The 24,284-nt window shown below is 56.6% G+C and carries 24 protein-coding genes, 1 tRNA gene and 1 pseudogene; 17 read left to right on the top strand and 9 right to left on the bottom strand.

The genetic code is table 11. The features are described from left to right. The first annotated feature begins 9 nt into the window (after nt 1-9). The 3 genes from BLU89_RS06175 to BLU89_RS06165 all read left to right on the top strand — a co-directional run bounded on the left by BLU89_RS06175 (nt 10) and on the right by BLU89_RS06165 (nt 2,717). Entirely contained in the window at nt 10-1,017 is a 1,008-nt protein-coding gene (locus BLU89_RS06175; protein ID WP_083347680.1) for a glycosyltransferase family 2 protein, read from the top strand. Beyond that, nucleotides 1,010-1,621: a class I SAM-dependent methyltransferase gene (locus BLU89_RS06170; protein WP_074735312.1), complete on the top strand. Its 612-nt coding sequence runs from the start codon at nt 1,010-1,012 to the stop codon at nt 1,619-1,621. Before BLU89_RS06175 ends, BLU89_RS06170 begins: the two co-directional genes overlap by 8 nt. A gap of 97 nt (nt 1,622-1,718) precedes the next feature. Next, complete coding sequence (locus tag BLU89_RS06165) at nt 1,719-2,717, top strand: glycosyltransferase family 2 protein (protein WP_074735311.1); 999 nt, start codon at nt 1,719-1,721, stop codon at nt 2,715-2,717. Nucleotides 2,718-3,114: 397 nt separating this feature from the next. Here the strand turns inward: BLU89_RS06165 and BLU89_RS06160 are convergent. After that, nucleotides 3,115-3,188, bottom strand: a tRNA-Cys gene (locus BLU89_RS06160). 225 nt (nt 3,189-3,413) lie between these two features. On the opposite strand from BLU89_RS06160, the gene BLU89_RS06150 reads away from it, so the two are divergent. The 3 genes from BLU89_RS06150 to BLU89_RS06140 all read left to right on the top strand — a co-directional run bounded on the left by BLU89_RS06150 (nt 3,414) and on the right by BLU89_RS06140 (nt 6,404). Continuing rightward, complete coding sequence (locus BLU89_RS06150) at nt 3,414-4,067, top strand: protein-L-isoaspartate O-methyltransferase family protein (protein ID WP_074736435.1); 654 nt, start codon at nt 3,414-3,416, stop codon at nt 4,065-4,067. A 95-nt stretch (nt 4,068-4,162) separates the two neighbouring features. Further along, nucleotides 4,163-5,581, top strand: coding sequence for a TolC family outer membrane protein (locus tag BLU89_RS06145; RefSeq protein WP_074735307.1), 1,419 nt, complete (start codon nt 4,163-4,165; stop codon nt 5,579-5,581). A gap of 73 nt (nt 5,582-5,654) precedes the next feature. Beyond that, on the top strand, nt 5,655-6,404 hold the full coding sequence (locus BLU89_RS06140) for a hypothetical protein (protein WP_074735305.1): 750 nt from the start codon (nt 5,655-5,657) through the stop codon (nt 6,402-6,404). Nucleotides 6,405-6,407: 3 nt separating this feature from the next. On the opposite strand, the gene BLU89_RS06135 is transcribed toward BLU89_RS06140, so the two are convergent. Then, complete coding sequence (locus BLU89_RS06135) at nt 6,408-7,865, bottom strand: cobyric acid synthase (RefSeq protein ID WP_074735304.1); 1,458 nt, start codon at nt 7,863-7,865, stop codon at nt 6,408-6,410. Between the two features lie 60 nt (nt 7,866-7,925). Between BLU89_RS06135 and BLU89_RS06130 the strand changes: the two genes are divergently transcribed. Beyond that, complete coding sequence (locus tag BLU89_RS06130) at nt 7,926-8,495, top strand: cobalamin biosynthesis protein CobQ (RefSeq protein WP_074735302.1); 570 nt, start codon at nt 7,926-7,928, stop codon at nt 8,493-8,495. A gap of 72 nt (nt 8,496-8,567) precedes the next feature. On the opposite strand, the gene BLU89_RS06125 is transcribed toward BLU89_RS06130, so the two are convergent. Next, nucleotides 8,568-8,888 (bottom strand): DUF6280 family protein, encoded by a 321-nt coding sequence (locus BLU89_RS06125; RefSeq protein WP_008757056.1) that lies wholly within the window; start codon nt 8,886-8,888, stop codon nt 8,568-8,570. Between the two features lie 219 nt (nt 8,889-9,107). Here BLU89_RS06125 and efp point away from each other — a divergent pair, with 219 nt between their 5' ends. Beyond that, a complete protein-coding gene (gene efp, locus BLU89_RS06120) occupies nt 9,108-9,671 on the top strand; it encodes an elongation factor P (protein WP_074735300.1) in 564 nt (187 codons plus the stop codon). Nucleotides 9,672-9,715: 44 nt separating this feature from the next. On the opposite strand, the gene BLU89_RS06115 is transcribed toward efp, so the two are convergent. Together BLU89_RS06115 and ygfZ are read right to left on the bottom strand one after the other, a co-directional pair. Beyond that, nucleotides 9,716-10,651, bottom strand: a complete 936-nt coding sequence (locus tag BLU89_RS06115; protein ID WP_074735298.1) for an ABC transporter transmembrane domain-containing protein — start codon at nt 10,649-10,651, stop codon at nt 9,716-9,718. 106 nt (nt 10,652-10,757) lie between these two features. Then, a complete protein-coding gene (gene ygfZ / locus BLU89_RS06110; RefSeq protein ID WP_074735296.1) occupies nt 10,758-11,495 on the bottom strand; it encodes a CAF17-like 4Fe-4S cluster assembly/insertion protein YgfZ in 738 nt (245 codons plus the stop codon). A gap of 73 nt (nt 11,496-11,568) precedes the next feature. Here ygfZ and BLU89_RS06105 point away from each other — a divergent pair, with 73 nt between their 5' ends. After that, nucleotides 11,569-12,243, top strand: a complete 675-nt coding sequence (locus BLU89_RS06105) for a TIGR04283 family arsenosugar biosynthesis glycosyltransferase (RefSeq protein ID WP_074735295.1) — start codon at nt 11,569-11,571, stop codon at nt 12,241-12,243. Nucleotides 12,244-12,250: 7 nt separating this feature from the next. Here the strand turns inward: BLU89_RS06105 and BLU89_RS06100 are convergent. Together BLU89_RS06100 and BLU89_RS06095 are read right to left on the bottom strand one after the other, a co-directional pair. Next, nucleotides 12,251-13,006 (bottom strand): annotated as a pseudogene (locus BLU89_RS06100) (hypothetical protein); the annotation flags it as partial. A gap of 81 nt (nt 13,007-13,087) precedes the next feature. Next, nucleotides 13,088-13,957: a MurR/RpiR family transcriptional regulator gene (locus tag BLU89_RS06095; protein ID WP_245709665.1), complete on the bottom strand. Its 870-nt coding sequence runs from the start codon at nt 13,955-13,957 to the stop codon at nt 13,088-13,090. A gap of 122 nt (nt 13,958-14,079) precedes the next feature. Between BLU89_RS06095 and BLU89_RS06090 the strand changes: the two genes are divergently transcribed. The 8 genes from BLU89_RS06090 (at nt 14,080) to BLU89_RS06055 (ending at nt 22,810) form a co-directional block, all read left to right on the top strand. Further along, a complete protein-coding gene (locus BLU89_RS06090; protein ID WP_083347679.1) occupies nt 14,080-14,868 on the top strand; it encodes an N-formylglutamate amidohydrolase in 789 nt (262 codons plus the stop codon). Then, nucleotides 14,865-15,446, top strand: a complete 582-nt coding sequence (locus tag BLU89_RS06085) for a TRAP transporter small permease subunit (protein WP_074735291.1) — start codon at nt 14,865-14,867, stop codon at nt 15,444-15,446. Before BLU89_RS06090 ends, BLU89_RS06085 begins: the two co-directional genes overlap by 4 nt. Then, nucleotides 15,443-16,762, top strand: coding sequence for a TRAP transporter large permease (locus BLU89_RS06080; protein ID WP_074735289.1), 1,320 nt, complete (start codon nt 15,443-15,445; stop codon nt 16,760-16,762). Before BLU89_RS06085 ends, BLU89_RS06080 begins: the two co-directional genes overlap by 4 nt. A gap of 51 nt (nt 16,763-16,813) precedes the next feature. After that, nucleotides 16,814-17,848 (top strand): TRAP transporter substrate-binding protein, encoded by a 1,035-nt coding sequence (locus tag BLU89_RS06075; protein WP_074735287.1) that lies wholly within the window; start codon nt 16,814-16,816, stop codon nt 17,846-17,848. Between the two features lie 91 nt (nt 17,849-17,939). Beyond that, the gene (locus tag BLU89_RS06070; RefSeq protein ID WP_074735285.1) at nt 17,940-19,292 is read left to right on the top strand and encodes a glutamine synthetase family protein; all 1,353 of its coding nucleotides are present in this window, start codon (nt 17,940-17,942) and stop codon (nt 19,290-19,292) included. Nucleotides 19,293-19,385: 93 nt separating this feature from the next. Continuing rightward, nucleotides 19,386-20,768, top strand: a complete 1,383-nt coding sequence (locus tag BLU89_RS06065; protein ID WP_074735283.1) for an aldehyde dehydrogenase family protein — start codon at nt 19,386-19,388, stop codon at nt 20,766-20,768. Nucleotides 20,769-20,835: 67 nt separating this feature from the next. After that, complete coding sequence (locus tag BLU89_RS06060) at nt 20,836-21,981, top strand: iron-containing alcohol dehydrogenase (RefSeq protein ID WP_074735281.1); 1,146 nt, start codon at nt 20,836-20,838, stop codon at nt 21,979-21,981. A gap of 58 nt (nt 21,982-22,039) precedes the next feature. Beyond that, nucleotides 22,040-22,810 carry an alpha/beta hydrolase gene (locus BLU89_RS06055; protein ID WP_074735279.1) on the top strand — a complete coding sequence of 257 codons (771 nt, stop codon included), beginning with the start codon at nt 22,040-22,042 and terminating at the stop codon, nt 22,808-22,810. Between the two features lie 54 nt (nt 22,811-22,864). On the opposite strand, the gene BLU89_RS06050 is transcribed toward BLU89_RS06055, so the two are convergent. Together BLU89_RS06050 and BLU89_RS06045 are read right to left on the bottom strand one after the other, a co-directional pair. Further along, nucleotides 22,865-23,146 (bottom strand): hypothetical protein, encoded by a 282-nt coding sequence (locus BLU89_RS06050; protein ID WP_074735277.1) that lies wholly within the window; start codon nt 23,144-23,146, stop codon nt 22,865-22,867. Between the two features lie 322 nt (nt 23,147-23,468). Next, complete coding sequence (locus tag BLU89_RS06045; RefSeq protein WP_074735275.1) at nt 23,469-24,281, bottom strand: hypothetical protein; 813 nt, start codon at nt 24,279-24,281, stop codon at nt 23,469-23,471. Nucleotides 24,282-24,284 lie beyond the last annotated feature (3 nt).

The following is a 24,284-nucleotide window of genomic DNA, read 5'->3' as shown; positions in this document are numbered from 1 at the left end:
GTACAACTTATGGCGAACGAGACCTTTCTCATCGTGACCACGATGAAGAACGAAGGGCCTTTCATGATCGATTGGGTGGCTTACAACCGCGCAATCGGCTTTGATGACATTCTGATCTATACAAATGACTGTGCAGACGGCACCGATGTGATGGGTGACCGGATGCAGGCGCTGGGCTGGGCGCATCACGAACGCAACAGGCTCGGCCCGCGCGCGACACCGCAAGGCCGTGCATTTTCGCTGGCCCGCAGCCACCCGAGCTATTTGTCTTCGGATTGGATTATCAGCCTTGATTTGGACGAGTACATCAATGTCCGCCTACCACAAGGTGATATCCGGAGCCTGGTAGAGGCCAGCGGCGAGGCGGATGCGATCTCGATCTGTTGGCGCATGTTCGGAAATGCAGGCCTGAACGATTTTAAAGACAGCCCTGTGCCTGAGACGTTTTTTCTTGCAGCACCCGAAGACGAGTACCCTCATCATCGGGCTAAAGGATTTAAAACGCTGTTTCGCAACAATGGGAAATTCAGCCGTTTTCGTGCGCATCGTCCTCGTATTAATCCCGAAGATGTATCAAACCCCGATGCGCCTTACGAGGGGATTAAGTGGCGGGATGCGGGTGGCAACCTGTACCCTGCGGATCAGGTGAAATGGAAAGCATGGCGCGGGTTCAGCCACGAATTCGCGCGCATTCATCATTATGCCGTTCGCAGTACGGACAGTTTTCTGGTCAAGCGCGACCGAGGCCGCACTAATCATGTGGGGCAGGACCAAGGGCTGAAATACTGGCTGGTGATGAACCACAACAACGTCGAAGATCGTTCAATTCTGGAACACATGCCGGCAATGCATGAGATCAAAGCCGAAATGTTGGCAGATCCACAATTGGCGGAATTGCACCACCAGGCATGTGAATGGCACAAATCGAAAGCAGAAGAGCTGAAGGCACGGCCGGGCTGGGCTGATCTGGTCGAAGCTTTGCAAAATTCCTACGCCGGAGAAAAAACTCATGGCTGAACCCGCATCCGCCGAAGAGCGTCGTAAACAGCAAGCAAAGCAACGAGAGCGGAAAGATGCCTTGCGGCGCGAAATGCTGAAGACCATGCCGCATGGAAAGCTCAGCGTCGAAATTGGCGTCTGGCGGGGTGAGTTCTCGCAAATCCTGCTCGAAGAACTGAGCCCGTCAAAGCTGTGCCTCATTGATCCCTGGGGGGTGCAACCTGACCCGGATGGTGGTGCCTCGCTGGCCGGAGCGCGCAGTCAGGATGATATGGACCGGATCTATGACGCAGTGAAGGACAGATACAGCACCGAGATTGCGAAAGGGCAGGTTTCGCTAATTCGCGACTTTTCGATCCCTGCACTGCGCCTGTTCGAAGATCAGAGTATCGGTTTTGCCTACCTTGATGGCGACCATTCGTACCAAGGCGTGAAAGCCGACCTCGAAGCGTTGTTGCCGAAGATGATCGAAGGCGGTGTGATCATGCTGGACGATTACCACAGACGGGGTTGGTGGAAAGATGGCGTGATGCGCGCTTTCCACGAATTTCTCGGGGCGAATTCGGCTAACCTGCGTCTCAAGGCGATCAAAGGGGCGCAGGTAGCCGTTCAAAAGCTATAACCAATGATACCAAAGTTGCCAGATTTGGGGGTTACCCGTCGCATCACCGGCTGGCTGGCGATTCCGATGTCACCTTGGTTTTACAACGAGCATTTCAATGATTGATCGGATTGTTGTCTACACAACGATGAAGAACGAAGGCCCCTTCATGATCGATTGGGTGGCCTACTATCTGTCTTTGGGCGTCGATCATTTCCTTATCTACACTAATAACTGCGATGATGGCACCGACCTAATTGCGAAGCGGCTCGAGGATCTGGGTGTTGCGACCCATATCGACAATACGGTCAGGCCAGGGCAAAGCCCGCAGAACACGATGCTAAGACGTGTCAGAAGGCACCCAAGATTTATGGATGCTGACTGGACATTTTGTCTGGATGTCGACGAATACCTGAATATCCGTCTTCCAAACCCATCGTTGCACAATCTGCTTGAGAAACTGCAGGACACAGCGGCTGGTCCATTTGATGTCGCGTCCTTTGCCTGGAAGATATTCGGATGTGGTGGTGTCGAAGATTTCATCGATGCCCCGGTGACCGAACAATTCTTTCTTTGCGACACAGAACAAGGCTTTTATTCTGGTGTCGCAGGAGGACTAAAAAGCATTACGCGCAACAACGGCCTGTTTACCCGGTACGGCCCTCATCGACCCAAAGGGGTGGCGCCCGAGCGCATGGCCGAGATTCGCTGGGTCGATGGCGGAGGCCAACTCCTTGATCCCGAAGCAGTATCCTGGCGTGCCAAAGCTGGTTATCGTCATGATTTTGCGCGCCTTCATCATTATGTGACCCGTTCGATCGGGTCGTTTCTTGTTAAGCGGGACCGCGGCAAGACCAATCATATTCACGATGATCAGGCCGAAACCTATTGGCATAACATGAACGCAAATCTTGTTGAGGATCGTTCGATTCTGCCCTTGTGGAGACAGGCTCTGATCGAGAAAGAGCGTCTGATGGCAGATGATTGTCTTGCATCCCTGCATGTGCGCGCGTGTTCGTGGCACGAACGGAAAATCACCGACCTATACCAGAGACCTGACTGGAAGGAATTCCGCGAATTCCTTTATCGTTTCAGGACTGGCAGGCCCGCCCGGTAATCGGCTTCTTCAAGCTTCGGGCAGTCTATCTCATGCCAATTGTGCATAATCCTCAGGGGTCGGTTATGAGCTTGGCTACACGATAGCGGATTGTTGACGTCGCACTGGCGCATGATTTTCTGATCGTTGAGGACGCAGCTTACGCATTTTTGGCAACTTCTCCGCCCCCAATTTTCGTCACACCTGCGCCAGAAAGAACTCTCCATGTCGGAGGGTTTTCTAAGGGCGTGGCGACGGCGCTGCACTTTGGCTATCTCGTGGCTCTGTCATGGCACAGCGGAAGTAATAAACGCCGTGCCTTGAAAGGCTTAGGCAGTATGACTGCATCAGTGCAGGTGTGCCCCACTTTGTGTCACACCCGAGTACTACAGGGCTAGGTCAGTGATTTAGAATAAAATGGAGGCGAGTACCGGAATCGAACCGGTGTACACGGATTTGCAATCCGCTGCGTCACCACTCCGCCAACTCGCCTTTTTGAGCAATATCAATCACTTGCTGTGGTGTGGTGGGCGTTCTAACAGCTTTCAGGATGAAGGTCCAGAGCTTTGGGCGGGAATATTCCAGCCCCACGGCGAAATTTAGGCGCATCGTGATGAGACCTATTTGCCGCGCCCGTAACTGCGGTTTGGGCCGTTGCTGCTGGCAGGCGAATGTGGCACAAGCCTGATAGAAGAACGATAAAGAATGAGCGATCACATGACAGATTTCGCAACCCGGCGTCTCACGATGGTTGATACTCAGATCAGGCCGTCGGATGTGACTAAATTCCCTATCATTGATGCGATGCTGTCTGTGGCTCGCGAGAACTTCGTTCCCGATTCGCAGCGTGAAGCTGCCTATGTCGACGGTCAGGTCGAGTTGGGCGGCGGGCGTTTTCTTTTGGAACCGAGAACACTGGCCAAGATGTTGGACGCTGTGAATATTTCCAACGACGAGGTGGTCCTGGATATCGCCCCGGGGCTTGGTTACTCAACTGCGATTGCCGCGCGGATGGCAGAATTGGTTGTGGCGGTGGAAGCCGACGAGTCGCTGGCTGCCGAGGCTCAAACCCTTTTGATGGAAGCCGATGTGGACAATGCCATTGTTCATGAAGGCCCGTTTAAGCAGGGCGCAGTTGAGCATGGACCCTACGATGTGATCATGATTCAGGGCGGGGTCGAGCAAATGCCGAACGCGCTGGTGGATCAACTTAAGGATGGTGGTCGGATCGTGTGCCTGTTCATGGAAGGTGATCTTGGCACGGTTAGGCTTGGTCTCAAGTCCTCGGGACGGGTCTCGTGGCGGTATGCCTTCAACGCTAGCGCCTCGATTTTGCCGGCTTTTTGCGCTGAGTGTGCATTTTCGCTATAGTTTGATTTGGAAGTATTTTGACGTATTGATTACTTGAAAACAACGGCGCAAACTGCCTTGGCGCTTGCGTAATTTCGATTTGAGAGGACTTGGTCATGCACGGGACGACGACAGGAATGTTTGTCAAGGGGCTGGCTTTGGCGGCTGGCATAGCACTGAGTGCGGTGCCCGGAAAGCCGGTTTGGGCTGACAATCTGACCGATGCGTTTATCGGTGCGTACAACACCAGCGGCCTGCTTGAGCAGAACCGCGCTTTGCTGCGTGCAGCGGATGAAGATGTTGCGATTGCGCTGTCTGCGCTGCGTCCGATCATCAACTGGACGGTCCGGGTCAGCCGGAACTACACGCGTACCAATACCAGCAGTGTGCTAACGACCCGCGAACCGTCGACCTTTTTCTCGGGTCTGACGCTGAGTCAATTGATCTATGACGGTGGGGCATCCATTCTGGGCAAGCAATCGGCGCAGGAAACTGTGCTGGCCACGCGCCAATCCCTGATCGACATTGAACAGCAGGTCTTGATCCGTGCCGCTAATGCGTATCTGGGGGTTCTGCTGCAGGAAGAAACAGTCGCAATCCGTCAGAACAACGTGGAAGTGTCGGCGGAAGAACTTCGTGCCTCGCAGGACCGGTTCGAAGTTGGCGAAGTCACCCGAACTGACGTCGCTTTGTCCGAAGCGCAATTGGCCAGTTCACAAGCTGATCTGGCCGTTGCTCGCGGTAACCTGAGCATTGCGCAGGCTGAGTATGTGAATGCGGTTGGCAAGGCGCCTGGACGGACAGCGGGCCAACCTAAACTGCCCAATTTGCCGCGCTTAGAAAATGATGCGGTCAACCTGGCTCAGCGGAACCACCCGGCGATTCTGTCCGCGCAGCATCAAGTTCGCGCACTCGATCTGGTGGTGCAGCAACAGCGTGCAAATCTGGGTCCGAATGTCAGCTTGAACGCCGATGCGGGTGTTACCGAAAGCTATGATAACGACGACTATACAAACGATGCGACGGTCTCGTTGAACTTTAACCAACCTATCTATTCTGGCGGCGGTCTGGCTGCGGCGGTGCGCCGGGCCATGGCCACGCGCGATGCGTCGCGCGCAAACCTTCTGAACGTCCAGAAAAATATCACGCAAGGGGTCGCCGATCGCTATGCAGCCTTCCAGGCCGCGACTGCCAGCCTGCGGGCATCGACCGAGCGTGTTCGCGCATCGCAGGTTGCCTTCGACGGTATTCGTGAAGAAGCGACACTGGGTGCACGAACAACTTTGGATGTTCTGAATGCCCAGCAGGATCTATTGGACGCCCAATTGGCCGAGGTGGCCTCGCGGACCGAACGGTCCCGAGCTGCGTATGAGCTGCTGCAGGCGCAGGGGTTGTTGACGGCCGAACGCATGGGTCTTGCCGTACAGATCTATGACCCGACGCTGTATTATAACCTTGTGAAGAAGGCTCCGGCGAAGGTCAGCAAACAAAGCCGCGACCTGGATCGGGTGCTCAAGGCATTGCGCCGCGATTAAAGGGCATCACTACCTGTTGTGGCGCTGGCTCTGATTGGTTACAATCGGATCAAGGTTAGAGCGGTAGAAAATAATGTCAGATCGTGTTGTAAACGCCAATATTCAGGACGTTCTTTCGTCGGTCAAGCGAATGGTCGACGAAGACGCACATGACGAATCAGAGTTCATCTTCGTTCCATCGGCCCCGGCGCCTAAGCCGGGTCGGCTGGTTTTGACCGATGCGCTGCGTGTCAGCGATGAACCTCTGACCGTCAAGAAGGCTACACCGCTGAGGTTAATGCCCCAGCACAGTGCGGGCGCAAGCACACTGGAGCAGGCGGCGAATGCGCCCAGCACTCCTGCCGAGCCTATGCGCTTGCAGCCCGGCGACATTGTGCAAGCCGACGATGCCAAGGCCGAAGCGCCCAAGCGTGATCTTGCTGGAAGCCTGAGTGCAAAGATCGAGGCCCTAGAAGCCGCAATCGCACGGACCGAAGATCAGTGGGAGCCCGATGGCGAGAGCGATGACGAATACTCTGGCACAAAAACGCAGGCCGTCGAATGGCCGGTGGAAAAGAGCTCTGTACAGTCCCAAGCGACCAAAGCCGAACCCGAGTCAAGAGTTGAGCCAGAGGCGACATTCATCCGTGATCCGGCCGTGATGGCGGATCAGGCACAAAAGGTGGCTGATGTGACGATTGAGGAAGAGGAACTGCGCGAACTCGTGGCTCAAATCGTCCGGGAGGAGTTGCAGGGCGCATTGGGTGAACGGATCACTCGGAATCTTCGCAAGATGGTTCGACGAGAGATCACGCGGGCCGTGGCAGCATCGGATATTGATTGAACCTTAACCCTGCCGGGGCGTTTGCGCCATCGACAGAAGCAGATCCAGATTCATGTGCTGCTCCAGATGGTCGGCTAGGTCATCCAATACCTGTTCTACACCATCTTCATAGGCGGCTTCAGACATTACGCCCAATCCCGCCAGGTAGCTGGCGCGAAATGTGTCTGATGAGAAAATACCATGCAGATAGCTGCCCTTCACGCTCCCATTGGCGCTGGCAGCACCTTCGGGACGGCCTTCGATCTGCAACCACGCGCGGGTGCAGTCCGGGCCATCGGTGCGGCCCATATGGATTTCATAACCGCTGACCGGCTCATTGCCGGGCAGGGCGGTGGCCGAGCGCAGGGTAACCTGTTTCTCTCCGGCCATTGTGGTTGTGACATCCAATAGCCCTAAACCCTCGACCGTTCCGGGGCGGCCATCGACCCCACCTGGGTCCGAAATGGTTTTGCCCAGCATTTGATAGCCGCCACACAGGCCAAGCACATGGCCGCCGCGGCGTACATGGGCATATAGGTCGATGTCCCAGCCCTGTGCCCGGAAATAGGCCAGATCGCCGATCGTGGACTTGCTGCCGGGCAGCAGCACCAGATCTGCATCTCCGGGCAGGGGACGGCCTGCAGGTATGATTTCGACCGTAATGCCGGGTTCAGCGGAAAGAGGGTCGAGGTCGTCGAAATTAGCCATACGCTCCAGCTGTGGCACGACGATCTTGTACTCACCTCCGGAGTGAGAGCGAATGTCCATCATATCTTCGGCCGGAAGCTTCCATGCGTCATGGAACCAGGGCACCACTCCAACGCAGGGCCAGCCGGTCCGCGTGGCAATATCGTCGCGCCCTTCATCGAATAGGGACGCATCGCCCTTGAACCGGTTAATGGCAAACCCCCGGATCATCGCCAGGTCCTCAGTGCCCAAGACAGCCTGAGTGCCGACGATCTGTGCTATGACGCCGCCGCGGTGGATATCGCCAACCAGAATAACAGGGATATCCGCGGCACAGGCAAAACCCATATTGGCAATGTCACCCTTGCGCAGATTGGTCTCGGCGGGGCTGCCGGCGCCTTCGATCAGGACCAGATCGGCATCGTTGCAAAGCCGTCCAAAGCTTTCCAAAGCCGCCCCCAACAGCTTGGATTTATCTTTGCGATAATCGCCTGCTTTCATGGTGCCTGCTCGCTGGCCCTGGAGGATGATCTGCGCGCCTGTATCGGTCTCGGGTTTCAGCAAGACTGGGTTCATGTCGGTATGCGTCGGTCGTTTCGCGGCCCGGGCCTGCAAGGCTTGTGCGCGACCGATCTCGCCGCCGTTTTTGGTGACTGCGGCATTGTTCGACATGTTCTGTGGCTTGAACGGAGCGACCCTCAGCCCGCGTCGCGTGTAGGCACGGGCCAGCCCGGCCACCAGCACCGATTTTCCGACATTGCTGCCGGTGCCCTGAATCATGATGGACCGCACCATGGCCTGTCTCCTATGTTGATGTGCAACTGACCTGATTTAAGGGCAAAGGAAAAGCCCCTTATGAACACACCTGCGCATCTTTTGCTTGGTGCTGCCGCCTTTGCGCGTCCAGCCCGGGGCGCAGCCTTGTGCGCTGCGCTCATTGGTTCACTGATGCCCGACCTGTCATTGTATCTGATGGTCGGAGTATCGCTGTTTGTTCTGAATATCCCCGAGCAGGTGGTATTCGATCAGCTTTATTTCTCTCCGGCTTGGCAAACCGTTTTTGCGATCGATAACTCGTTCATTCTGTGGGGGATGGTGCTTGGGCTCGGGCTGTGGCGCGGATGGCGCCTGTTGACGATCGGCGCGTCGGCAGGGCTTTTGCATCTTGCGATGGATTTCTGTCTGCACGCAGGTGATGGCCGCCCGCAGTTCTGGCCGTTCAGCTCATGGGTCTTTCACAGTCCAGTCAGCTATTGGGACAGCGCACATCACGCGATGTGGGTCGCGCCGATCTCGATGGCCGTTTGTGGGGTGGCCTATGTGACCCTATGGCGACGTGGAATGTCAGTTGCGGCAAAGCTTTTCTTTGCACTGATATTGGTTGCCGAGCTCTGGGTCGCGCTGCAATGGGTGCTGTATTTCTGACCCGAACATGCTGGCAAAAGAAAAACGCGCCCAGTGTCAGGGCGCGTTTTTTCAATCGGAAGCCGGGATCAATCAGGCCGCTTCGGCCTGCTGAGCCGCATTCCGGCGTTCGCTTTCTTCGCGTGACAAGGCAACCGATGTCCGTACACCGCGACCAACGAATTCCATCAATCCGCCGACAACCCGCTCATTGGGGTCAATGCCAGCGCATGACAAAACCTCGCGCCCATCGCGTGAGCGGGCCCAACGGGCGATTTGTTCCGGTCCGTTGCCATACTTCTTGTCGTCAGCGATGGCATCATCCAGTGCAGCCAGTACTACGGCTGCGAAAAGTTTACGTGCACGATTGCCTTGTTCGTTGTTAAAGGCAGTGCCGTCAACGAAATCTCTCATCTCGTTTTTCCTGTTTTTCTTGCTCTTGCAATTTTCGGCGTGACGGTCCTTATGACCTATTACATGCGATTCGGATACAGCTAAATTGCATAACTACGTTGCGTCAATTGCATGGCTCGCTGCGGGTGCAGCACAAGGTTTCGTTGTCTTGTCAGGTGTGGTCACGCCAGATATAGGGTCGACAACTGACGCATCAACCGTTTGTGAAGGATTTAAGTCATGCCCAAGATAAATGGGAACGAAATTCGCCCCGGCAATGTGCTTGAGCATAACGGCGGGCTGTGGGCGGCTGTGAAGGTAGATCACGTAAAGCCCGGCAAAGGCGGGGCTTTTGCACAGGTCGAACTGCGCAACCTGCGCAATGGCTCGAAACTGAACGAGCGGTTTCGCTCGGCCGACAAGGTGGAACGTGTACGCCTGGAGCAGAAGGATCAGCAGTTCCTGTACGAATCCGACGGCATGTTGGTGTTCATGGATTCCGAGACATACGAACAGATCGAACTGCCCTCGGTCCTGTTGGGTGAACGCCGCCCGTTTCTGCAGGATGGCATGACCATACTGGTCGAATTTTATGAAAGCGAGGCGTTGAACGCGACGCTTCCACAGAAAGTCACCTGCAAGATCGTCGAGACCGAGCCGGTCGTGAAGGGTCAGACCGCAGCGAACTCGTTCAAACCTGCGATTCTGGACAATGGCGTCAAAGTCATGGTTCCGCCCTTCGTCGGGCAGGATGAGATGATCGTGGTGAATACCGATACCATGGACTACTCCGAACGCGCCTGATGTGCTGACGTCGGTGTCATAGAAGGGTCGCTCTGCGGCCCTTTTTACGTTTGCTTGCGATAGCGTTCGGGGTGGTCTCCGAACAGTTCCAACATCAGCTCGTATTTGATGCGGTTGGCACTGACCTGTCTGTAGAACGTAATCAGGAATGCTGTGGGCCCCTGAATGCGTCCAAGCCCACTTATGGCGGCAACAACCGTGCCGACATCGGTTTTCCCCTGCAGCACCAGCCAGCCGCCCAGCATCAGAACCCCTACGGTTCCTGCGCCATTGATGACGCTCAGCAGGAATTTGGCCGAGAGTTTCCAGATGAACATCTTGCGGCGCGTCTCGAATATCTCATCGAACTGCTTCTCAATTTCTTGCGAGGCTGCCTCGATATCTGCGAGGGTCAGACGGTCGGTCGCGTTACGCAGGATGCGAACACGCTCGGCCACGAAGATGTTCACCTTACGTTGTGAGGCCAGCACGATAACGATTTGCGGTACGATCATGGAAAGTGCGATCATTCCCAACCCGGGTTGGGTCGACGAGATATAGCCGATCACGCTGATCAATGTCCCGATCTGCACAACGGGGTCCGAAAATGCGCCGCCGGCGAATTTCCCAAGCTCCTCTGCCTCGGCGGATATGGCAGTTGTCATTGTACCCGAGCGGAGGTCTTGCCCCTCTTCGGAGATGTCGATGGCGCGAACCAGCAGCCGCCCCCGGATCAGGCGAATAGTGTCCTCACCCAGCGTTCCGGCGCGATACCCGAGGACCCACTTCAATGTCAGGCTCAGCAGGACAACACCCATCATCCCGGCGCCCAGCAGTAGCAGCTTCTCAACCTCGATGCTGCCAGATGTCAGATGATTGATGATGTCGCGCTGAAACTCCAGCGGCACCGCAGCCAGCGCGGCCACCGCCAATGACAGTAGGATGAGAACGATTTGCCGTCCGGCGCTGACACGCCAGATCGCGGAATAGAGGCGAAACATACAGGTACCCCGTTAGGCCTATTGACGTCAGTGATACCGCGCGGCCTGACAGGTTCAAATACATAAACGGTTTCAGGCAGTACGGCGTACCGGTTTGGCCACAAAATCAGCCTGGCAGCTTTAGTGTCGCGTCACCGGCCAACATATCATCACCTGCGCGGTCCAGACGCAGATACGCTATGGCCTTGCCACCGGATTGGGTAAACAGCACCCCAGCGGGCTTGCCGCCCGACTGAATTTCGGTCCCGACCGGGGCGGCGCCAGTGACCTCGACGATCCGCAAACCCTTTCGCAGCTGTGTCTTGTGCTTCATCCGGGCAGTGATTTCCTGCCCGACATAACAGCCTTTTTTGAAGTCGAGACCATTGAGCGCCTCGAACCCGGCCTCAAGAATATAGCTGTCGGGGGTCAACTCGATACCTGTTTCGGGGATGCAATGACGGACACGGATCGCATCCCAATCGGTGCCATCATCACTCTCGGGCGCTGTGGAATAGGTGCGCCACCCAAGATCGCGATGGCGAGGATCGGGCATGGCACCTTCCGGCACCGTACTGGTGCCGCGTTGTATGTTCAGATCAGTATCCTCGATGGCTACATCTGCGCGCAGCTTGTACATGGTCAGGCGTTTGGCAAGCCCATCGGCCAGGTCTTCGGCCACATCCAGCAGTACCGACTCACCATCCCGTTTGAGAAAGAAATCGGCCAGATACTTTCCTTGCGGCGTCAGAAGGGCAGCGTAGACCAGCCCGTCGTCCAGTCGCTGTACGTCGTTTGTGATCAGCCCCTGCAGAAAGCTGTCTGAATCCTTGCCGGTCAGGCGCAGAATGCGGCGATTGGGCATGGGTTGATCCTCGTCATTTCATCTGGCCTCGTGATATAGGAGATCGCGCTACCATGACCAGAGGGTTTCAGACGTGTCCGCCCCGATCAGCATTGTGATTCCAACACTGAACGCAGGTCATATCCTACCCGCAACGTTGCACGCGTTGATGGAGGGGCTGAATCAGGGCCTGATCCGCGAGTTGATTGTGAGTGATGGAGGCTCGGATGATCCAACACTTGAGATGGCCAATGAGACCGGCGCCCGGATCGTCACCGGCCTTCCATCCCGCGGCGGGCAATTGCGGAGAGGGTGCGATGTGGCCTCGGGGGTTTGGCTGCTGATCCTGCACGCCGACACAGTGTTGCAACCGGGCTGGAGTGCCGTGGTGTCGGAGCATCTGAATTCAGACCGTCCAGCAGCTTTTCGGTTGCGGTTTCGTGCCAGCGGATTTGGTGCGCGGTGGGTGGCCGGTTGGGCCAATCTGCGCAGCCGTGCGTTTGGCCTGCCTTACGGAGATCAGGGGTTGCTGGTGCGCCGGACGGACTACATCAGTGCGGGCGGTTATCCGGATCAACCCTTGATGGAGGATGTCGCACTGATCCGAGCGTTGCCGCGCCCGGTTCTGTTACGGGCGGATGCGGTTACGAGTGCGGAACGCTATATCCATCAGGGCTGGTTTCGACGGGGTGCGCGGAATCTGTGGACCCTGACGCGGTATTTTCTTGGGGCTGATCCACGTCAGTTGGCGCAGGCGTATCGGCGTTGAACGCGGTACGCAGTTCGACAATGGATTTGCCAAGGCGGAAAGGCGCAGCGAAACTTACAAGGCACAGGGCGATGATCTGCAACACCAGAATATGTGCGTTGGCCTGTAGGTACTCCCACTCATCTTTGAGCTTGCCGACCTGTTCGATCAAATCGTCGTAACTCTGGGCAAGGATCAGGTAGTCCCCGGCGATGGCAGGGACTTTGCGACGCATGTTGTCGATGGCCACCTGCGTGGTCTCATCCAGAGAAGTGAACACCAGGAACTGTTCGATGCTGAACGCATCGGCCTTGGCGGCCATGCCGCGCGCTTCCTCCATGTCGTCTTGCGACGCGCGACCGAACAGAAAGTGCAACCCTTGCAGAGGTGCTACTTCATTCGTGACGGCGATAAACAAAGGTAAATCGGCATTGCTGGCGGTTGATGCCGACAGGAATTCGACCTTTTCGCACAATACGGCCGTATCTGGATCATACGCCGGATCACAGAACCGTAGCCGGAAGCGTGCCGCATCGCGGTCGAAGGCCAGCGTGGCTGCATAAGCCACGTCAATTTGTCGGTCCAACCGTGAACTGTCCGAGGTATAGAGCCCGGCCAACACCGCCACCAGGGCACCTAATCCACCCAGCACGACCCAGACCAGATCTGCCAGTTTCCATGCCCGATGTCCCGCAGGCTTGCGAAACAGGAAGCCGGTGCCGATCAGGCCGATCAGAAAGAACAGGAGCAGCAGTGGCAATTGGTTTTCAGCAATGAATGTCATGAGCCGGAGTGTACGGCCTGTGCACCATCTGACAACAGGGCTCACGCGCAGTTGTATCTGATGACAGATCGGTGACGGCGATTACGAGCCTGAGCTTTGGCCAAATTTTCGGAATAGCTTCGTCCGGTCGAAGGCCTGCTCAAGTTCCTCTGTGCGTTCTTTCACGCTGTCCCACAGACGCTCCTGCATTTCAGCGATCACGCATTCCAGCAGCACCAGAAGCGAGGCCATGGAATCCCAGGCCGATGGCACCGCAATGCGCGCGGCGAAGGTGTGTTTCGCCAGCCGATGAATGGGCGAGCGCCACTGATCCGTCAGCAGAACAACCTCGGCCTTCCGTTCGTGGCAAAGCTGTCCGATCAGCAGGGTGGTGTTCTCATACCGCCGCACATCCAGCGCAACCAGCACATCACCTTCGCGTATCTCGAGCAGGTCGTGGGTCCATGATGCGGCGTCCGAGAGCAGCTTTACATCCGGGCGTATCATTTGCAGGTGCAGGTACAGATATTGTGCCAGCGCGCCGGTAATGCGTCCGCCGGTGACAAAAATGCGTCGCTCGGGGTCACACAGCAGGCGGCAGAAGCTGTCGAACTCCTCCGGGTCAATCTCATCAATGGTGCGACGCTGGTTCTCCAACGCCTGCCGCGAGTACCGGTTCAGAATGTGTTCTTCGGGCAGGTCGTTTTGCCAGACATCACGCTTGGCGACGGGCCCCGAGATCATCTCTTTGACTTCGCTGCGGATCGCGGCCTGAAATTGCGGGTAGCCACCAAATCCCGTTTTCTGCAGCATTCGGGCAACCGTCGTGGTCGAGACCGAGGCGGCGCTGGCCAGTTCGGTTATGCTGCCCAGACCAGCCATTGGGTATTCGTCCAACAGTACATTGACCAACTGTCGTTCCGATGGCGTCATCTTTTCACGATGCGCAAGGAGCCTTTCTGTTACTCGCACGGAATACTCCATTGTTTGTTGCAGGCCATCTGCGTGTAATTTTTGACATTCAAATTGAATGTGGAGAATCTTTTACAGGAAAATTATTGACAGGTTAAGGTTGGGTGTAGAAATTTTTCCTCATGGAATCACATGACAGCCTCAAATCGTACGGACATCCGGATTTCGGAACGGTGGTTCATACACTTGAACCGGCGGATAATCCGTCGGTCATCGTTGTGTGTGAACATGCATCGCGCCGAATCCCCGAGGGGTTGGGGGATATGGGCCTAAGCCAGGATGCTCGGCGCAGCCATATCGCCTGGGACCCGGGTGCGTTGCCGGTGGCTCAGGCAATCGCGCGCGGGATGTCAGCGGCCATGGTATATGGCGGTGTGTCGCGGCTGGTTTACGATTGCAATCGTCCACCCGAGGCCAGCGATGCGATGCCTGTCAAAAGCGAGGATTTCGTCATCCCGGGCAACACGCACCTGACTGACAGAGAGCGTAAGACGCGGATCGATAAGGTTTATTCGCCCTTTCGCTCCGCGCTGACGGGAATACTGGAACGCTATCGGGACACGCTTGAACTGATGGTGACAATCCACAGTTTCACGCCGGTGTACCGGGGTCAGAACCGATCGGTCGAACTGGGCCTGTTGCATGGCAAGGATGATCGCTTTGCACTGGGTATGATGAATACAGCGGCCCCGGACCTGGCACTGATTACACGCCTGAATGAGCCCTATTCAGCGGCCGACGGGGTGGCGCACACGCTGGATCTTCACGCAGCTCCGCGTGGATTGCTGAACGTCATGATCGAGATCCGCAACGATCTGATCCAGACGCACGAAGAACAGCAGGCGATGGCGGGCACTTTGGTGCCGTGGATGGGTAGAACGCGGAACACCATCCGGGGCGCAGCGTCATGAAGTTGATGGCCGCATATGTACGCATCGTGGATGCGATAAACTACCGGATCGGACGGGTCATGATGTGGGGCCTGTTCGTGATGATGGCAGTTTTGCTTTGGTCTTCGATCTCGAAGACGTTCTTTCTGCCCTCGCTGTGGACGCTGGAAATGGCGCAGTTTGCCATGGTGACATATTACATCATGGGTGGGCCGTACTCGATCCAGTTGGGATCGAACGTGCGGATGGACCTGTTCTATCATAACTGGAGCCCGCGCCGAAAAGCGTGGTTTGATGCGTTCACAGTATTGCTGTTGATCCTTTATTTGGGCGTGTTGTTCTATGGTGGGCTCGGGTCCACTGCGTATAGCCTTGGCTATTGGGGCGATGAGCCTGTCACCTATTTCGCGGGCCTGCTGACCGGCAACGAAGAGGTCGGGCGCCTGGAACGGTCATCCACCGCATGGCGGCCCTATATCTGGCCGGTCAAGGCGATGATGGTGTTCGGCTTCTTCCTGATGCTGCTGCAGGCGATATCAGAGTTTTTCAAAGACATTGCGCGGATCAACGGGCAAGAGATCGGGGCAGGGCGCGCATGAGCCAGGAATTTATTGCCATCTTCATGTTCGCCTCGATGATGCTGATGCTGTTCACCGGGCAGCGCGTCTTTGGTGCCATCGGGGCGGTCGCGGCCATCGCGGCGCTGGCGCTGTGGGGGACGGGCGGGCAGGACATTCCGTTCTCGGCGGCGATGAAGCTGATGAAATGGTACCCTCTGCTGACGCTGCCGATGTTCATCTTCATGGGCTATGTCCTCAGCGAAAGCCGCTTGGCTGACGATCTCTATCGCATGTTCCACGTCTGGATGGGGCCGGTAAACGGAGGCCTTGCCATTGGCACAATCGGACTGATGGTCCTGGTTTCAGCCATGAACGGGCTCAGCGTGGCAGGTATGGCCATCGGGGCGACGATCGCGCTGCCTGAGCTGTTGCGGCGCGGATATGACAAAACCATGGTAACGGGGGTCATTCAGGCGGGGTCGAGCCTTGGCATCCTTGTGCCGCCATCGGTTGTTCTGGTTCTTTATGCTATGATCGCGCGGCAACCCGTGGGTCAGCTGTGGCTGGCCGGGATTGTACCGGGGCTGCTGATGGCGTCCCTGTTCATCCTATACATCTGGATAAGATGTCGGCTTCAGCCGCATCTGGGCCCTGCAATGGAAGATGCGCATAAGGTGCCACGCGCCGAGAAACTGCGCCTGCTTGGAGCAGGGGCGCTGCCGCTGATCATCTTTGCGTCCATGATGCTTCCGTTTGTGAACGGCTGGACATCGCTGGTTGAAAGCTCGGCAATCGGGGCGTTGGCGGCACTGGTGGCGTCGATCCTCAAGCGTCGTATGACGTGGAAGATTTTCGAAGACTGCACCAAGCAGACGCTGGCCATTTCGTGCATGTTCATGTGGATCATCCTTGCAGCGCTGGGCTTTGGCGCGGTGTTTGATGGGCTGGGCGCGGTGAAAGCCATCGAAAATCTGTTCACCGACCAGTTGGGTCTGTCGCCCTGGCTGATCCTGATCCTGATGCAACTCAGCTTTATCGTTATGGGTACGTTCCTGGATGACACGGCCATGCTGGTCATCGTGGCGCCGTTGTATGTACCCTTGGTCGGTGCGTTGGGGTTCGATTTGATCTGGTACGGCGTGCTGTATACGATCACCACCCAGATCGCGTATATGACGCCGCCCTTTGGCTATAACCTGTTCTTGATGCGGGCAATGGCACCACCCGAGATCAGCCTTAAGGATATCTATCGCTCGATCGTGCCCTTTGTCGGGGTGATGCTTCTGGCGCTCGCGATTATCATGATTTTCCCCGAGATCGCCCTGTGGCTGCCCGGGTATGTTTACGGAAATTAACAAGAAGGCCCGGCAAACGGGCACTCAAACTTTAACGGAGAGGAAATTGACATGACGACAAGACGGAAGTTTCTGAAAACCGCAGGAGTCGGGGTTGCGGCTGCGCCTCTGGCTACGCCCGCACTGGCGCAAAGCACGATCACCTGGCGGATGCAGACCTATGCCGGTCCCGCACTGGCCGAGCATGTGATTGACCCGGCCATCAAGATGTTCAATCAGATTGCCGGTGATCGGATGCAGATCGAGCTGTTCTATGCCGATCAGCTTGTTCCCACCGGAGAACTGTTCCGCGCCATGCAGAAAGGCACCATTGATGCGGTTCAGTCAGACGATGACTCGATGGCCTCGCCCACCGAAGTTACTGTGTTCGGCGGCTACTTCCCGTTCGCTTCGCGATACTCGCTGGACGTGCCGGTGCTGTTTAACCAGTGGGGTCTGAACGAAATCTGGGATGAGGAATATTCGAAGGTCGGTGTCAAGCACATCAGCGCCGGTGCATGGGACCCATGCCACTTTGCCACCAAGGATCCGATTAACTCGCTGGAAGATATGAAAGGCAAACGCATCTTTACATTCCCAACGGCGGGTCGGTTCCTCAGCCAGTTTGGCGTGGTGCCGGTATCACTGCCATGGGAGGATATCGAGGTCGCGGTTCAGACTGGCGAACTTGATGGCATCGCCTGGTCGGGCATCACCGAGGACTACACAGTCGGTTGGGCGGATGTGACCAATTACTTCCTGACCAACAACATCTCGGGTGCCTGGGCGGGTCACTTCTTTGCCAATATGGATCGCTGGAACGAACTGCCTGAGGACTTGCAAACCCTGTTCAAGGTGTGCTGTGACCAGTCACATTATTATCGCCAGTGGTGGTATTGGGGTGGTGAGGCCAATCTGCGGGTCAACGGTACCAAGATGCAGCTGACGACTATCCCGGATGAGGAATGGGCAACCGTCGAGCAGGCGGCTGTAAAGTTCTGGGATGAAGTTGCGGCGGAATCCGAAACCAAAGCGAAGGTTGTAGATATCTTCAAACGCTATAACGCCGAAATGCTCAAGGCCGGACGGCCTTATCGTTACGGCTGATGAAACAGAACCGGCCCGTTTGACAGCGGGCCGGTCACCATGTGGATTAAGAATTTTCATCGAAAATTCTCGCGCAGCGCAGAGGTAATTTATGCTGACATTCGAGCATCTTAAGTCGCAGGTTTCTGCCGGGGAAATTGACACTGTGTTGGTGTGCATGGTCGATATGCAGGGCCGATTGATGGGCAAGCGGTTTCATGCGGGTCATTTTTTGGCGGGCGCGTGGGAAGAGACGCATTGCTGCAATTATCTGCTGGCGACGGATCTCGAGATGGGAACGCCGGATGGCTATGCCTCAACCAGTTGGGAGCGGGGCTATGGTGATTATGTGATGAAGCCAGATCTGAGTACTCTGCGCCCGGTGCCGTGGCTTGAGGGCACGGCAATGGTGATGTGTGATGTGCTGGATCATCACACCCATGAAGAGGTGCCGCACGCGCCACGCTCGATTCTAAAGCGTCAGGTGAATCGTCTGAAGGCGATGGGTTATGACGCAATGTGCGCGACCGAACTGGAGTTCTTTCTGTTCGAGAAAAGCTTTGATCAGATTCGCAAAGAGGGTTTCCGCGAACTGGAGCCGATCTCGGGCTATAACGAGGACTATCACATCCTTCAGACCACCAAGGAAGAACATGTGATGCGCCCGATCCGCAACCATCTGTGGAACGCGGGCATACCGGTTGAGAACTCGAAAGGTGAGGCCGAGACCGGTCAGGAAGAACTGAACATCAAATATGCGTCGGCGATGGACACGGCCGAATATCACTCGATAGCGAAAAACGCAGTGAAAGAGATCGCTTGGCAGCATGGCCATGCGGTGACCTTTCTGCCGAAATGGCATCATGAGAAAGTGGGTAGTTCCAGTCATGTGCATCAGTCGCTTTGGGCGGATGGGGTACCGGTCTTTTTCGACGAAAAAGATCCACTGGGTATGTCGGATGTGATGAAAAGCTATATGGCTGGCCTGCTGAAATACGCTGCCGATTACACCTGTTTCATGGCGCCGTATATCAACAGCTACAAACGGTTCATGAAGGGCACTTTTGCGCCGACACGGATCATCTGGTCGGTGGACAATCGCACCGCAGGATTTCGCCTGTGTGGCGATGGCACCAAGGCGATCCGGGTGGAATGCCGGATTCCGGGTTCGGACATGAACCCTTATCTGGCAATGGCAGGGATGCTGGCTGCGGGAATTGCCGGCATCGAGGAGGAGTTGGAGTTGCAGCCGCCGAGCCAAGGCGATGTGTATCAGGGAGAAACGGGAATGATCCCTGGTAATCTGAGCGCGGCGCGGCATGCGCTGCATGGCTCGGCCATGTTGCGCACAGCCATGGGGAATGAGGTGGTGGATCACTACGTACGTGCAGCTGAAGTGGAGATCGAGGAGTTCGAACGCGTGGTGACCGATTGGGAAATTGCCCGCGGATTTGAGCGGGCTTAGAAGGCAGGAGCGAGGGGCCAGCCCCTCGCGCTCCCCGAGATATTTTTGGCCAGATGAAGCAGGGGATCTGCTTTCTGTCGAGATGGAGTAGATATGGGGCAGATGTTGAAATGTGTCTCGCCGATTGATGGGTCGGTTTTTGCGGCGCGCGAGGCGATGTCGCTGGAGGTGGCGTTTGACGCCGCCAGACGCGCGCGGGTGGCACAGGCAGAGTGGGCGGCGCGGCCTTTGCAGGAGCGTATCGATCTTGTGATGGCAGGTGTTGCTGCTGTGGGCGCGATGAATGATGAGATTGTGCCGGAACTGGCGCATATGATGGGCCGCCCCGTGCGCTATGGCGGTGAGTTTGGCGGCTTCAACGAGCGCGCCAGCCATATGGCCGAGATCGCCGAGACGTCTCTGGCGGATATCGCGGTGGGTGAGGATGAGACATTCCGGCGCTATATCAAGCGCATCCCACATGGGGTGGTCTTTGTGGTGGCCCCCTGGAATTACCCCTACATGACGGCGATCAACACGGTGGCCCCGGCGCTGATTGCGGGCAATTCGGTGGTTCTGAAACATGCAACGCAGACTTTGCTGGTGGGCGAGCGTATGGTGCAGGCCTTTCAGACGGCTGGTGTGCCTGAGGGCGTGTTCCAGAACGTATTCTTGAGCCATGATGTGACCAACGATCTGATTGCAGGCAATGCGTTCGACTTCGTGAACTTCACTGGCTCGGTTGGCGGAGGTCGGGCGATGGAACACGCAGCGGCGGGCACGTTCACCGGCGTTGGCACCGAACTGGGCGGCAAGGACCCGGGCTATGTAATGGAGGATGCCGATCTGGACGCAGCCGTTGATACTCTGATCGATGGGGCGATGTTCAACTCGGGCCAGTGCTGCTGCGGGATTGAGCGGATCTACGTGCATGAAAGCCTCTATGATGATTTCGTTGCCAAGGCGGTGGAAATCGTGAAGGGGTACAAGCTGGGTAATCCGTTGGATGCCGCGACGACGATTGGCCCAATGGCCAATGCACGCTTTGCCGATGAGGTGCGTGCGCAGATTGCCGAGGCGGTTGCTGCGGGTGCTGTAACCCATATCGACACTTTCGATGAGGATGATGGCAATGCCTACCTGACGCCTCAGATCCTGACGAATGTCACCCACGACATGCGTGTAATGCGAGATGAGAGCTTTGGCCCGGTGGTGGGAATCATGAAAGTGTCCTCGGATGAGGAAGCCATCGCACTGATGAATGATAGCGAATTTGGCCTGACCGCCAGCCTCTGGACCCGAGATGCGGATCGGGCGGCCCGCGTGGGAGATCAGATCGAAACCGGTACGGTTTTCATGAACCGGGCCGACTATCTGGACCCCGGTCTTTGCTGGACCGGCTGCAAGAACACCGGGCGCGGTGGCGGATTGTCCGTCATTGGCTACCACAACCTGACACGTCCCAAATCCTATCACCTGAAAAAGGTCACGGGCTGAGGACGAACGGCCTGCTCTGGACTGACCCCTCTCCAGAGCAGGCCCCAAGACACAAAGGAAAGCTGACATGTCAATCGTAGGAAACTGGTCATATCCGACCGCAATCAAATTCGGCGTCGGACGTATCCGGGAACTGCCCGAGGCCTGTGCGGCGGCGGGGATGAAGCGGCCACTTCTAGTTACGGACAAGGGGTTGGCCGATCTGCCGATCACCTCTGCCGCGCTGGATATACTTGAGGCCGCGGGTCTGGGTCGGGGTTTGTTTTCCGACGTGGACCCAAACCCTAACGAAAAGAACCTCGATGCCGGTGTTGCGGCCTATAACGCGGGTGGTCATGACGGGGTGATCGCGTTTGGTGGCGGCTCGGGGCTGGATCTGGGCAAGATGGTCGCCTTCATGTGCGGTCAAACGCGCTCTGTTTGGGACTTTGAAGATATCGGTGACTGGTGGACCCGTGCTGATGCGGATGCCATTGCACCGATCATTGCGGTGCCCACGACCGCCGGTACCGGGTCCGAGGTCGGGCGTGCCAGTGTCATCACCAACTCGGAAAGCCATGCCAAGAAGATCATCTTCCACCCCAAGGTGCTGCCCTCGGTGGTGATCTGCGATCCGGAACTGACCGTGGGAATGCCCAAATTCATTACCGCAGGCACCGGACTGGATGCGTTCGCCCATTGTGTCGAGGCGTTCTCCAGCCCGCATTACCACCCCATGTCGCAGGGCATCGCGCTGGAAGGGATGCGCCTGGTCAAAGACTACCTTCCGCGTGCCTATTCCGATGGGTCTGACATTGAGGCCCGCGCACAGATGATGAGCGCCGCTGCCATGGGTGCAACTGCTTTCCAGAAGGGCCTCGGCGCGATCCATGCGATGAGCCACCCCGTAGGCGCGGTATTCAACACCCATCACGGCACTACGAATGCGGTCTGCATGCCTGCCGTGCTGGACTTTAACGCTCCCGCCATTGCCGATCGCTTCCAGCAGGCGGCAGCCTATCTGGGCATCGACGGTGGCTTCGACGGGTTCCGCACCTTTGTGCAAGAATTCAATGACTCGCTGGGCATTCCTCGCAAGCTCTCTGATCTGGGTGTGACCGAGGCGTCGATTCCCGAACTGGTCAAGGGAGCCATCCTCGATCCGTCCTGCGGTGGCAATCCGATCGAACTGACCGAAGACAACCTGACCGTACTGTTCAAAGCCGCATTGTAACAGGCTTGCAGATCCCATCCCTCACCTCTCATACTGATCAGAGGTGAGGGAGGTTTTCATGACTAAAGAGATTGTCCTGATCCATGGGGCCTTTGCCGGGCCGTGGTGTATGGAAGGTTACGCTGATTTCTTCCGCGGGCGTGGCTGGACGGTCCATACGCCTGCGCTGCGCTATCATGGCGGGGACCCGAAGGCCGAGCCTGACCCGGGGCTGACGGACACCAGCGTGACGGATTATACCGACGACATTGCGGCGTTCGTTCAGGGGCTGGACAGCAAGCCGGTACTGCTGGGTCATGCCATCGCGGGCGTTGTGGCGCAGCAGGTGGCTGCGCGTGGGTTGGCCAGCGCGATTGTCCTGATCAACCCAAACGCGCCGTGGGGCACGTTGCCCGAAACCGACGACGAACGCGCCGTGCCACGCGCTTTGATGGAGGGCGGGGCGTTCTGGAAACAGCCCATGCGGGTTGATTTCGATCTGATGGCCCCGTTTGCGCTGAACAAAATGCCCGAGGCGCAGCAGCATGAGGTGTTCGACCAGCTGGGCGCAGAAAGCGGGCGGGTGATGTTCGAGATGTTCTTCTGGATGTTCGACGACCACCACGCGATGAAGGTTGATATCGACAAGGTGGACTGCCCGGTGCTGATCGTGTCAGGCACCGAGGAACGAGCCGTGAACCCCAACACCTGCCGCGCGTTGGCGAAGCTTTACGGAGACCGCGCGACGTTTATGGCGGTCGAGAACCACGCGCATTTTCTGTTCATGGAACCCGGCTGGGAAGGACCTGCCGGGCAGATTGTGGAATGGTTGGAACAAAAGCTGGGGTAGGATGGGGTTGCACCCCATCACTCCTGTTTTGCCGTGATGGGTTAGAAACCCATCCTACTTGTTCAACTGAAATGTGCTCTGCGGTTTCCAGCTGAGTGACCCATCATCGTTGCGATGACATCGCAGCAGCCGTTCCTCGCGCGTGCTGATGGTTGAGGTGACGGTATTGTCGCCGGTCAGCAGGATGAACGAGTCTGGCGAATAGGCCATGCCTTTGTAGTAGCAGAACCGCGTCTCGGCCCCGTCCGGAATTGGCGATGCGGTGCTGATCATCTGCTGCGCGGGGGCTGCCGAGGCCAGCAGGGTCAGGGCCAGCCCGAGGGTTAGTGTTTTCATGTCGTCCTCCCGTTCGGAAATGTGTTGTTGGTCAATTGGGTCTTGGACGCTCGGAACCTCAAATGTCGTTCTTGGATGACGGATTGAGGGTAAGTGTGAACGGGATCAACGGGTTAGGCAAGGGGGTTGCGGTGTGCCGGGCTGAAGCCTGGCCTACGGGGTGGGGAGGTGTCGCGCGTTATCCACCCAATGCATGATGCGAGGCATCACGCACGCGCCCGGGCCGCCCTATGTGTGCGCGGGATTTGGTCAAACAGGGTGAGTGTTTGCAACCCATCTCATGCGAGAGATTTTATGGGTGCGAGAACCCATCCCACGCTTGCTAAGAAGCATGAGAGAAGTCAGCTTCAAAGCTTTTAGCCAGTTGATCGACCAATTGCTGAAATCCAGCGACGATCTGCCAGGCAAAATGATTGTGGTAGATAACTTTTCTTGGGTCTTTGTTTCTTGCTTCAAATGCCACAATCGAAGGCTCGTCAACCGAGAACAGGTTCATTGCTTGCTCCTGCATGAAGTGATGTTTCATACAGTTCGAAAGAGTGTCAACAAGCCTGATAAACTCGAAACTCTTGCCGGCTAGATTCTCGGAACCCCACATATAGCGCCTCGCCGTATGCGCTTCGGGCTTAGTGACCTTAGGGTTTAGCAGCGCTCCTACACTATCATACTTGATCGATAGGGAGCCGTTCTCTTTCCTACCCCCTAACTTTTCAACACAAAGTATCTGCAAATGCACGTCTAGGAATCTTCGGATGGAAGAAATCAGGTTTGATGAGATAAAGTTGTGCTCAGCAAAACCTAAAGTAAGATTACGATTGACGCTTCTATCTCCTTTGATGAGGCGATCTAGATCACATGAGAAATCTTTGGGATCAAAGAATCCCGCCATCAACAAGAGTTCTGCGCTGGGTTGCTCTTTGTGCTTTTCGTAGAGGTCCGTAGCTGCTTTTCGCTGCTCCGAAAGTTGATACATCTTAGCGAGTTGGAGGTGAATGTACTTCACTCTGCTAAGCTGTGTAATTCCATTGTATCCGCGCCATAGTTTACTGCTGTACACACCGGGCACTTGAACATTAAAGTCCTGTCTGCGGATTCCGGAGTCGTAGTTGGCCTCGGCAACGATCTCCGGATTCACCGT

The sequence above is a fragment of the Ruegeria halocynthiae genome (genome assembly GCF_900106805.1).
Classification (GTDB): domain Bacteria; phylum Pseudomonadota; class Alphaproteobacteria; order Rhodobacterales; family Rhodobacteraceae; genus Ruegeria; species Ruegeria halocynthiae.
Note: the sequence above shows the minus strand (reverse complement) of the source record. Positions and strands in the feature narration are given on the sequence as shown.